Origin of the sequence: Flammeovirga aprica JL-4 (genome assembly GCF_012844305.1) — a bacterium.
Classification (GTDB): Bacteria; Bacteroidota; Bacteroidia; order Cytophagales; family Flammeovirgaceae; genus Flammeovirga; species Flammeovirga aprica.
This window is the reverse complement of the sequence record NZ_JABANE010000167.1, coordinates 1-12,179: the sequence shown is the minus strand read 5'-3', so window position 1 is coordinate 12,179 and position 12,179 is coordinate 1. Positions and strand designations below refer to the sequence as shown.

At 36.3% G+C, this 12,179-nt stretch carries 8 protein-coding genes; 5 read left to right on the top strand and 3 right to left on the bottom strand.

Annotation, left to right across the window (positions count from 1 at the left end; genetic code table 11):
* Positions 1–265 precede the first annotated feature (265 nt).
* Positions 266–2,863: a DNA gyrase/topoisomerase IV subunit A gene (locus HHU12_RS31330; RefSeq protein ID WP_169660685.1), complete on the bottom strand. Its 2,598-nt coding sequence runs from the start codon at positions 2,861–2,863 to the stop codon at positions 266–268.
* Between the two features lie 638 nt (positions 2,864–3,501).
* Between HHU12_RS31330 and nadA the strand changes: the two genes are divergently transcribed.
* The 4 genes from nadA to HHU12_RS31310 all read left to right on the top strand — a co-directional run bounded on the left by nadA (position 3,502) and on the right by HHU12_RS31310 (position 9,676).
* Entirely contained in the window at positions 3,502–4,494 is a 993-nt protein-coding gene (nadA, locus tag HHU12_RS31325) for a quinolinate synthase NadA (RefSeq protein ID WP_205960044.1), read from the top strand.
* A gap of 88 nt (positions 4,495–4,582) precedes the next feature.
* The gene (nadB, locus tag HHU12_RS31320; protein WP_169660683.1) at positions 4,583–6,160 is read left to right on the top strand and encodes an L-aspartate oxidase; all 1,578 of its coding nucleotides are present in this window, start codon (positions 4,583–4,585) and stop codon (positions 6,158–6,160) included.
* 302 nt (positions 6,161–6,462) lie between these two features.
* The gene (locus HHU12_RS31315) at positions 6,463–8,592 is read left to right on the top strand and encodes a fasciclin domain-containing protein (protein ID WP_169660682.1); all 2,130 of its coding nucleotides are present in this window, start codon (positions 6,463–6,465) and stop codon (positions 8,590–8,592) included.
* 85 nt (positions 8,593–8,677) lie between these two features.
* The gene (locus HHU12_RS31310; protein WP_169660681.1) at positions 8,678–9,676 is read left to right on the top strand and encodes a WD40 repeat domain-containing protein; all 999 of its coding nucleotides are present in this window, start codon (positions 8,678–8,680) and stop codon (positions 9,674–9,676) included.
* Positions 9,677–9,786: 110 nt separating this feature from the next.
* On the opposite strand, the gene HHU12_RS31305 is transcribed toward HHU12_RS31310, so the two are convergent.
* A complete protein-coding gene (locus HHU12_RS31305) occupies positions 9,787–10,152 on the bottom strand; it encodes a DUF7009 family protein (RefSeq protein ID WP_169660680.1) in 366 nt (121 codons plus the stop codon).
* Between the two features lie 3 nt (positions 10,153–10,155).
* On the bottom strand, positions 10,156–11,373 hold the full coding sequence (locus HHU12_RS31300; protein WP_169660679.1) for a molybdopterin molybdotransferase MoeA: 1,218 nt from the start codon (positions 11,371–11,373) through the stop codon (positions 10,156–10,158).
* 55 nt (positions 11,374–11,428) lie between these two features.
* Between HHU12_RS31300 and moaC the strand changes: the two genes are divergently transcribed.
* Positions 11,429–11,923 (top strand): cyclic pyranopterin monophosphate synthase MoaC, encoded by a 495-nt coding sequence (gene moaC, locus HHU12_RS31295; protein ID WP_169660678.1) that lies wholly within the window; start codon positions 11,429–11,431, stop codon positions 11,921–11,923.
* Positions 11,924–12,179 lie beyond the last annotated feature (256 nt).

Below are 12,179 nucleotides of genomic sequence, written 5' to 3'. Positions count from 1 at the left end.
ATCTGAATCCTAAGAAGAGTTTGCCGGAGGGGTTGGAAGAGTAGTGGGCTATTTACTTAATAATTCTTGAATCTGTCGTATAGCCACGTAGCCTTGCAACGTGTGTCTGATATTAATCGAATAATAGATATACCAAATAATACTGCAGCTATTTTATTATTCCAGTGTTTCGCATAGCAGGCTGTGCTTCTACAAGGCTGTAGTAATTAAATTATGAGTTTAAACAAAAACGACTGAACAAATACTGCTCAGTCGTTTTTTATGTTTAGAACAACTTCAAAGAATCTCTTCCTTCGTCGTTGTTATTATTATCATTTGAATTATCATCAGGTTTAGACCTTTCATCAGAAGTATCAACTGGGTCATCAGCTGAGAGTAATTTAGCATCCGTTACTTTGTCGTAAGGGAGTTTATTACCCAATGCTTTCCAGCCCTTCACTTCTACAAACTCTTTCAAGTTGACTTTTGTCTTCTCACGTTTTCTGCCGTTGGTATATTTCAATTCCACATCAGGAGAAAGTTGAGTTGTGACTAAAAGTAATCTTGAAGCATTGGCTTCGTTGATAAACTTAAAGCGTTTGTTCATGGTAGACGTTTCGATGTGGAAACGCTTGATGTAGTACTGTCTGTTGTTGGTGTCGTAATGCACCGCTGAAATGGCTTTGTAAGGAAGGAATTTCTCAATCAATACCACCTTCTTCGCTTCATAACGATTCGTCACTTCAAAGTTGGTCAATTCGTATTCACCGTCTTCATAGAAAACAATCAAACGATCTTCATCTTTGAATTTACCTAAGTACTTACCGTTTTCATCTTTGTTCAATACACCCACTGCATCGTCATACCAAAGGTCAATAGCAGGAAGCGTAGAAATACCTTCACGTTTCAATGTGACTCTTCTTACAGGGTATTTCGTTAAGATATTACCTTGAGAAGATCTGCCTTTGATCTCTAAATCAGCAAAATCATATTCAAATGACTTCACTTTGGCAGGGCAATTTGGTGATAAAGCTACACCCACAATTTCAGCTTCTCCATTAGGGTTGGAAGTGAAATACGTTACTTTTGATTTCGGTGAACCTTTTGTGACATTGTATTCCTTGTCTCTTGTAAAACTAGGTACTTGGAAACGTTTTACTCTTGTAATGCCCGTTGCTCCATCAAGGTAAATGGCATTGTAAACCTTTCTTTCGTCACCTTTTACATAGACTTCTGCATGAATAATGTTTTTACCCACGAATTTCTTTTCACCGATTTTCGTGATCACATATTCACCCGTATTTCTAAATACAATGATGTCATCAATATCAGAACAGTCCATCACTTCTTCCACGCCATCTTGACGTTTTAGGTTGTAACCGATGAAACCTTCTTTCTTGTTGACATAAAGTTTGGCGTTGTTTGCCGCTACTTTTGAAGCTTGGATCGTATCGAATGTTGTCAACTCAGTACAACGCTCGTGATCCTTTCCGTATTTTTTAAGAAGATTATTGAAGTAGTCAATCGCAAACTCAATGATATGCTCAAGGTTGTACTCTACTTCTTTTAATTCTTCTAGTAAGTTTTTCAATAACTCATCCGCTTTGAAAGTATCAAACTTAGAGATTCTCTTAATTTTGATTTCAGTCAAACGGATAATATCATCTTGAGTGATTTCTCTGTAGAAACTAGGCTTGTAAGGCGTCAATCCTGTATCAATCGTTTCTAAAACCGCCTCCCAAGTTTCACATTCCTCAATATCTCTATAAATTCTATTCTCAATAAAGATTTTCTCTAATGAACTGAATAGGATTTTCTCTTGAAGCTCACCTTTCTTGATTTTTAATTCAGCCTCAAGAAGATTTACAGTATGATCGGTATCGTTTTTAAGAATTTCTTCCACTCCCATAAACACAGGAGTCTCATCTACAATCACACAAGAGTTTGGAGAGATAGAAACTTCACAATCTGTAAAGGCATAAAGTGCAGCAATAGTTACATCAGGAGACTGACCATTGGCTAACTGTACTTCGATTTCCACTTCTTGAGCAGTATTGTCGATTACCTTCTTGATTTTGATTTTCCCCTGATCATTGGCTTTAATGATAGAATCAATCAAACTAGAAGTAGTACATGTAAATGGAATCTCTTTGATCAATAAGGTCTTGCTGTCAGGTGATTCAATTCTTGCTCTTAAGCGAACCTTGCCACCTTTCAGACCATTATTATAGTTAGAACAATCGGCCAAACCACCTGTAGGGAAGTCAGGGACCAGGTTAACTTTTTTACCTTTCAGAATGTCAATAGAACCTTTAATTAGTTCCTTGACGTTGTGAGGCATAATCTTCGTAGCCAAACCAACGGCAATACCTTCAACACCTTGAGCCAGTAATAATGGGAATTTTACAGGCAGGTTGATCGGTTCTTTCTTTCTGCCATCATAAGAGAGTTGCCAATCCGTTGTTTTAGGATTGAAAACTACCTCTAAAGCGAATTTAGAAAGCCTTGCCTCAATATATCTTGGCGCCGCTGCACTGTCACCTGTTCTGATGTCACCCCAGTTACCTTGTGTTTCGATAAGGAGTTCTTTTTGTCCCAAGTGTACAATGGCATCACCAATTGAAGCGTCACCATGAGGGTGATACTGCATGGTAGAACCAATGATATTTGCCACCTTATTGAACCTGCCGTCGTCTAATTCCTTCATTGCATGAAGAATTCTTCTCTGTACAGGTTTCAGTCCATCATAAATGCTAGGTACCGCTCTCTCCAGGATTACATAAGATGCATAATCCAAGAACCAGTTTTGGTACATACCATCGATGTGGACAACTTTATTGCCATTATTATGATCTGAACTATTTGTTGATTGCTCGTTTTCCACGTTCCTTCTTAAAGTATATTGCCGTCAAAAAAATTGCGAATGTCACAAAAATATAGAAATGTCAGAATCATACAAATGAATTTTGTCGAAAGGTGTGAATTTGACGACTATATTCTGTGAATGCGTAAAAAAATAACATTAATTATAAAAATTGTGTCATTGTTAAATATAATAGAAAACTTTGTTTAATTAAAATACATTTTGATGGAGATTGGATACCTTTCCTCCTTTTAAACTGTTTTAGAAAGTTTATAGACTGTGGGTTGTTCTTTAATTCTTTATAATTTTTAGCAAAAAAATACTTGTCAATTTAGATTTAATCTAATTTATCATTTATATTGCGGTCGTTAAGTAGAATTAATCTAAATAAAATAAGCTATGATTCAACAAGATCCTATTTTTTTATCTACAACAAGTAAAGAGTTATTGAATATGCTTTCTGTAGAAGGAGATGAATTGAGTTCAGAGGTTACTTGTAAGAAAAAGAACTGCTGCAAGAAATATAAAAGAAAAGGGAGGCATTGTAAGAAATGTCCTAAAATTTAGAGCTTAAGTTTAATTTTTAGAGAATTAAAAGGCTCTCAATTCCCAAATTTCATTAACTTTGCCGTGTTAGAAATACCGTAGATTTAATGAAAATGCTTACACAAGAGCTTAAAGATAGAGCAGATCAGTTGGGTTTTATCGACGTGATGGACAATAACCCCACCGATCTTAAGGCTGAAATTACACGTTTAAAAAAAGAAAAAAACGCTGTTTTCTTAGCACATTATTACCAAGATGCTGAGATTCAAGATTTAGCTGATTTTGTAGGGGACAGTTTAGCACTTGCACAAAAAGCGGCAGATACTGATGCTGACATTATTTTATTTGCTGGGGTTCATTTTATGGCCGAGACAGCAAAGATCATCAACCCAAACAAGAAGGTAATTTTACCTGATTTCAAGGCAGGTTGTTCATTGGCAGAAGCCGCTCCGGCTGAAGAATTTGCTGATTTTGTGAAGAAACACCCTGATCACACTGTTGTTACTTACATCAACTCTTCAGCAGAAGTTAAAGCATATACTGACATTACAGTTACTTCTACTAATGCTTTAAAAATCATCAATAGTCTTCCTGAAGACGAAAAAATTATATTCGCACCTGACCGTAACTTAGGTAAATATATCATGAAAGAAACAGGTCGTGATATGTTATTATGGGATGGAGCTTGTGTGGTACACGAGGCTTTCGCATTGGAGAAAATCTTAGACTTACATAAGGAATATCCTCATGCAAAAATCATTGCTCACCCTGAGTCTGAAATGCCTTTATTAAAAGTAGCTCAATTTGTAGGTTCTACAGCGGCATTGCTGAAGTTTGTTCAAAACGACGAAGCAGACGCATATATCGTTGCTACTGAAGCAGGAATTTTACATAAAATGAGAGAAGCAGTTCCTCATAAAAACTTAATTCCGGCACCATCAAAAGAAGATAATACATGTGCTTGTTCTGAGTGTCATTTCATGAAAATGAACACTTTGGAAAAAGTATACAATTGTTTACAATATGAATATCCTGAAGTGGATGTTCAAGAAGATATTCGTCTTAAAGCAATAGGCTCAATCGAGAGAATGTTTGAGTTATCATAAACTTTTGATTAAAGCTGTTTGTTATAAGTAGTAGAGTGACTTTACTTTATTACTCTAATAAACAGCTTTAATTTTTTAATAACAGTCCATGAAGAAAGTTGATTTTCTAATCGTGGGTTCTGGTATTGCAGGTCTCAGCTACGCTTTGAAATTGTGTGAGCATTTTCAGAGTAAAAATCATCACCCAAAGATTTGCTTGATCACAAAAGATGATCCTTTTGAAAGTAATACCAGATATGCACAGGGAGGAATTGCCGCAGTAATTGATGCAGATGATTCCTACGAAAAACATATCAAAGATACATTGGTTGCCGGTTCTCACATCAATAATGAAGAAGTGGTGAAATTGGTGGTGGAAAATGGTCCCGATAGAATCAGAGAACTCATTAACTGGGGTACTCAGTTTGATAAATCTGAAGATGGTGAGTACAACCTAGCAAAAGAGGGCGGACACTCTGATCATCGTATTCTTCATTTTAAAGATGTAACAGGGCAGGAAATCCAGAGGGCATTACTGAATGCAATTAAAAGCTACGACAACGTAGAAATATTGCAGGATTATTATGCTGTCGATCTGATCACTCAACATCATCTGGGCGAGGACGTAACAAGGTACAGAAAGGATACGCAATGCTATGGTATCTATGCGCTCAATAAAATTACAGATGAAGTTGAGACAATTCTTTCAAAAGTAACGCTACTGGCAACAGGTGGAATTGGTCAGGTTTATAATACTACTACCAACCCAAGTGTTGCAACAGGTGATGGAATTGCGATGACCTACAGAGCAAAAGGAGAAGTGAACCACATGGAATTTGTGCAGTTTCACCCTACAGCTTTGTATCAAAGAGGGCATGAAGGCAATGCATTTTTGATCACCGAAGCCATGAGAGGAGCAGGGGCTATTCTTAGAAATAGTAAAGGAAAAGACTTCGTGACAAAATATGACAAGCGTGGTTCTTTGGCTCCTAGAGATATTGTGGCGAGGGCAATCGACTCAGAAATGAAAAAGGAAGGTAAAGACCATGTTTGGTTGGATGCTACCTTGATCGATGAGGAAGAACTAAAAGGACATTTCCCTTCTATTTATAAAACATGTCTGGAAATGGGGATTGATATTACAAAAGATTATATCCCTGTTGCACCTGCATCACATTATTTATGTGGCGGTATTGTAGTCAACACAAAAGCTGAAACAAGCATCAATAACTTGTTGGCATGTGGTGAATGTACTTGTACAGGATTACATGGAGCCAATCGTTTAGCTTCCAACTCTTTATTAGAGGCGACAGTTTATGCGCACGAAGCATTTGAGACGGCGCTTCAGCTGATTGATAAAACGGATTGGAAACAAGGAATTCCGGCATGGAATAAGGATGGTACTACAGTTCCAGAAGAAATGGTATTAATCTCGCAGTCAAGAAGTGACTTGCAGAGAGTGATGTCCAATTATGTAGGAATTGTAAGATCTGATGAACGTTTGAAAAGGGCGTTTACAAGGACTGGTCTTATTTACGAGGAGACAGAAGCACTCTATAAAAAGACAGTCATTTCTCAGCCATTATGTGAACTGAGGAATATGATCACCATTACTTACCTGATCATAACAGGGGCCAAAGGAAGGCATGAAAATATAGGACTTCATTATTCGATTGATTACGAATAAAATACAAATCCACTCTTAATTTAAATAGAGTGGATTTTTTTTATTACAACTGCCAAACATAAGTAAACATTTTGTTTAACGTGTCATTTCTTTACCTTACTAATTTTACACTATTTTATTAATTTTTTTCAATAGTAGAAAAAGAAGGATAATGGCCTTTTACGAAGATTTAATTGCAAATTTTCATTGTATTGAATGAAGTAAATATGCAGTTTTGTTTAATATTTTTAATAATTGTTTAAACAAAATAACTTTACACAAAATTTATAGTCTGAATTTTCAACCATAAAATCTTAAATGAGATGAAAACTTTAGATTTATTAAAAGTGGTTTTTGTGCTATCTATTCTATTTACTTCATGTACAGACGATAATAGCGACGACCCAGTTAATCTTCCAGCAAATACAACTACAACAATTGCTGGTATAGCTCAATCAACACCTGATTTTTCAACGCTGACATCAGCCTTATCTTCAGCAAACTTAGTGGATGCATTTAATGATACTGATATTGAATATACAGTATTTGCTCCAACTAATGCAGCGTTCTCACAACTTTTAGCAGAACCAAACGGTATTTCTTCTTTTGATGATATATCATCAGGAGCATTGGATATTTTATTAAAAAATCATGCAGTTGCAGCAAAGTTATTAGCTTCAGATTTAGAAGATGGACAGTTTTTGACAACTCTAGCTGGAACTCAATTAGAAGTTAAAATAACCAACGGAGTTGTAACTGTAGGAGGTGTAACTGTCACAACACCGAATGTGGAAGCAAGCAACGGTGTTATTCACATCGTAGATCAAGTAATTGTACCAACTCAATCGTTGACAATTGCACAGTTGGCTATCGGAACACCAGATTTTTCTACTTTAGTAACAGCTCTTTCACAAGCTAACTTAGTGACTCCTTTTACGCAAGTAACAAATCAATACACAGTATTTGCTCCAACGAACAAAGCATTTGAAGATGCAGGAGTAAATCTTGATGAAATTTCAGAGGCTCAGTTACAGAGAATCTTATTGCATCATGTTGCATCCAACAAGGTATTATCATCATCGCTTCAAAACGGTCAGATGGTTGAAACATTAGCTGAAACAGAGTTAATGGTTAAAATTGAAGGCTCTTCAGTGATGATTGGTGATGCAACTGTTGTTCAAGCAGATGTGAATGCTTTCAATGGTGTAGTTCATGCAATCGATAAAGTATTAATTCCTGCTGAAGAATTGGAGACAATTTTAAGTATTGCATCATCAGATGATTTCACTTCGTTGGCTACTGCTTTAACGACAGCAAATTTGGCTGATATGTTTGGTAAAACAGACAAAATGTACACTGTCTTTGCTCCAGATAATATGGCATTCACTTCACTTTTAGCGGCTACAAATGGTATTTCATCTTTTGATGATCTGTCAATGGAAGCTTTGGAGATCTTATTAGGACACCACGTTGTCGAAGGTAAAGTAATGGCGATGGACTTGAAGGATGGTCAAATGGTCAATACACTTGCTGGTACAAAACTAGAAGTGAAAATCATGGGTACTGATGTAATGATTGGTGGCGTGAAAGTGAAACAAGCAGATGTGGAAGCAAATAATGGTGTTGTACATATTGTTGAAGATGTAATTGTGCCAACTGAGGCTTTAACAATTGCTCAGATTGCAATTAGCAACAACTTTACTTCACTAGTTGATGCTTTAGCAAAAGCTGAACTTGTGTCGCCATTTACAGACGCTTCGAATGAGTTTACAGTTTTTGCTCCAACTAATGAAGCATTCACTGCTGCAGGGATTAACCTTGATGAAGTATCGAAAGAAGATTTAGATAGAATCTTAAAGCATCATGTAATCAGCAATAAAGTACTTTCTGATGCATTGCAAAATGGCCAAAAAGTAGAAACACTTGCAGGGACAAGATTAGATGTTATGATTGAAAATGGTAATGTCATGATTGGTGAGTCTATGGTGGCATTACCTAATCTTAGCGGTGTAAATGGTGTTGTACATGTAATTGATAAAGTATTGATGCCTTCAACAATTGTTGATGTAGCTACAACTCAGGGCGTCTTCACATCTTTATTGGGAGCACTTGATAATACGGACCTTCTGTCAACTTTCAATGTGGATTATAAAGACGGAGTATTAAAAGAATACACAGTGTTTGCTCCAACTGATGAGGCTTTTGCTGCAATCAGTGATGTAACATTAACGAATGAGCAATTAGCGGCTATTTTAGCCAATCATGTAGTATCTAATAAAGTATTATCTACAGACTTACAAGATGGTCAAGTGGTTGAGACACTTGGTGAAGGCACGTTGACTGTTAGTATCAATAACGGTGTAGTAACTGTTGGTGGTGCTACAGTTTCAAAAGCCAATGTGGGTGCTTCAAACGGAGTAATTCACGTCATCAACAAAGTAATCACTGATTAGTCAGGTACATGGAACGGAGTAAAATATTCATTTACTTTGATTCCAACTACCAACATTATAATTGAATAGAGTATTAGTTATTACAATGAGCCACATCAAATTTGATGTGGCTCATTTTTATGTAGGAGGAAAAATAATTGATTATATTAAGGCTCACCTCAAACTTAATAATATGCTCAAGAAACTATTTTTATTATTTGCTATTTATCTACTGAGTTCTTTCAGTTTAATTTCTGATGCTGTTTTAACTTATATAAAATACGGTGAACATGAAGCAATAGCAGTCTTGCCTGATGGTAAAAAGTTTATCGCCGGTACTACAGGTTATTTAGATTTATGGGATGTAGAAACGGGAGAAAAGTTACTTACTTATACAGAATTAGGCAGTCATAGAGCGATTGCGGTTTTGCCTGATGGAAAAAGATTTATCGCCGGCAGTACAGGTTATTTGGATTTATGGGATGTAGAAACAGGGGAAAAGTTACGTACATACACGGAGTTCGGCAGTCATGAAGCGATTGCAGTTTTGCCTGATGGTAAAAGGTTTGTTGCAGGAAGTGCAGGCCGTTTGGATTTATGGGATATAGAAACAGGCGAAAGATTACGTACTTATACCAAGTCTGGCGAACATTTGGCCATTGCCGTTTTGCCCGATGGGAAAAGGTTTATCGCCGGCAGTACAGGTTATATGGATTTATGGGATGTAGAAACAGGCGAGAAGCTTCGTACCTATACAAAGTCGGGTAGTCATGAAGCGATTGCAGTTTTGCTTGACGGAAAAAGGTTTATTGCTGGAAGTACAGGTTACTTGGATTTATGGGATGTAGAAACAGGCGAGAAGCTTCATACTTATACAAAGTGGGGTAGTCATGAAGCCATTGCTATTTTGCCTGATGGAAAAAGTTTTATTGCTGGTAGTACAGGTTATCTTGATTTATGGGATGTAGAAACAGGGGAGAAACTGTATACTTACACTCAGTTCGGAAATCATCAGGCCATAGCGATTTTACCTGACGGGAAACAGTTTGTAGTTGCCACAGATAGACGATTGGAAAAGTGGAATGTTGAAAAAGACAATCAATAACTTATTTGAATAAAAAACTAAGCAGTTACACAATTGAAATTTTCGATTCTAATTGTATAACTGCTTAATAATGAAGTATTAATAAAAAAAATAACTATTAACTGAAAGACCTAGCAAGTACTATTCGGGTTTTCGAAGTTATTGCTCTCATCCTCATCGCGATCAGTCAGGCATTTAAAGTCTTTCTCGATCAATAATTTTAAAGAAGATCCATCTTCATTTTCTTGAACAGAAGAGTACCCCACTTTGTTTGAAGAATGCCATTCTTTGATTTGATCAACATTCAATCTGAACTGTAAACGGTTGTCTTCCATTTCAACACTCATCTCACCTTGCTCAACAGATCTTACACCGTATGAGAAAGTGGTTTTTCCTAACTGAGAGACGGTCCAAACTTCGCCATCATTATAAAGTGTATCAAGATCTACTTTATTTAACCTCAATCGGATACTGTTGTCTAATAATCTTAGTTTCATAATCTATTTTTTATAGAACCAAATTGGTAATTTTTCATTTTTGGAGAAATCAGATCTTTGTCCTTCTAATTCCAGAAAAGCATTGGCCTTTACAAGACTGGTAAGATCTCCTGATCCACCTCCCTTAACGGGTTCTGCCCAAAGCTTTCCATCCTTATCATAATAAGCTTTCACTTGAAGGAAAAAGGTAAGAGGCTTCTTAAAAGTAAAATCTTCTGCTAATGTAGCATACTTTTTAACTAAAGGAGCACTGATTGCTTTTTGATCATATAACCACGGTATCAAATACCTGTTAGTACATAAATAGGTGGAAACAGGATTGCCTGGCAAAGCAAAAATAGGCTGGTTTTTAGCTGTAACTCCAAACCAAAATGGCTTTCCTGGACGCTGTTTTACACCATGGAATTTCTTTGTTACTCCTAATTCTTCAAATACTTGAGGAAGATAATCAAACTTTCCTTTAGAAACTCCTCCACTGAAAACAAAAATATCATATTCATCAAAAAGAGACTGAATAGATTGTTTTAAATCTTCATAATCATCTTTTAAATGGAAAATAGTAGAATCTAATCCTTCTTCCTGCAGTCTGCTTTGAATCGTATGGCAATTCGACATACGGATCTGATGCGGAGCGGGAGTATCTTCCACGTTCACCAGTTCATCGCCAGTAGCAATAATGGCAAATTTCGGTGATGAATACACTTTCACCTCATGTTTTCCCACAGTTGCCAATAACCCAATTTCAGCAGAAGTGATGGCCGAACCGCTTTTCAAGATCAAGCTTCCTTCTTTATGGTCACTTCCTTTCTGATGTATATTTCCAAACGACTGTATGTTGTTGAAATCTTCAACAATCATAATATCACCGTCTTTTTTCGTCCATTCGTAAGGAATCACCACATCTACATTCTGAGGCAACATAGCTCCTGTCATTACTTCAAGACAGTTTTCTGTTTGCTGTAAAGTCATTTGTGGACTTCCGGCCGCCTGCACGCCTTCCACTTTAAACTGATGTGTTCCTTTTTCAATTTCACTAAAATTGACAGCAATACCATCCATGGCCACACGATTAAATGGAGGGAAATCACGATCTGCATAAATATCTTCTGCCAATACTTTACCCACAGCATCAAAAAGAGTCACAGTGATTATTGATGCTTTATAAGAAACCTGCTGAATTATTTGTTCAACTTCTGAGGGTTCTATCAAATGATTTTGCATAGTAGTTTGTTTATTATGAAATTGGACTCCGAAAATACTTATAGAAAGCTTAAGAATGAAAAAAGAAGAAGAAAAAAACAACTCTCTGACGCATTTGGATGAGGAAGGAAACCCATCTATGGTGGACGTTGGGGGTAAAAGTGTAACGAAAAGAATTGCGATTGCTCAAACTGTGATAAGCTTTCCAAAAGAAGTGGCGCTTCAGATTCAAGGTCAGGATAATGCTACCAAAAAAGGATCTATTTTTCAAACAGCAATGATTGCAGGAATAATGGGTACTAAAAAGACTTCGGATCTAATTCCGTTGTGTCATCCACTTCCTTTAGATAAGTGTAATATTGAAATGGAGTGGTCTTCTGAAACGGAGGTTACTATTAAAAGTACAGCTTCTGTAACTTCAAAAACAGGTGTGGAAATGGAAGCCTTGACGGGTGCAAGTGTAGCGGCTTTAACTATTTATGATATGTGTAAAGCTTTATCGCATGATATTGTCATCAAGGAAACGAAACTAATGCATAAAACTGGAGGGAAATCCGATTTTAATAGATAAGAGCATGTTTGATACATCTCTTTTAAGTACTAAGTACTAAGACAAAATTTTATAACACTAATTCATATTATTTTTTCCGATTACTGCCTTTCAAAAACTTTAAATAGAACCACTATTTATACGTTTTTGAGCGTTGTACTCACAAAAAATAACTAAGAATTAATTATCATTTATTTTTGGCTTAGTACATTGTAAACTAAATTATCGTAAATTATAGGTCTAAATTTTATAGAGATGAAAAAAGACCATATTCAAC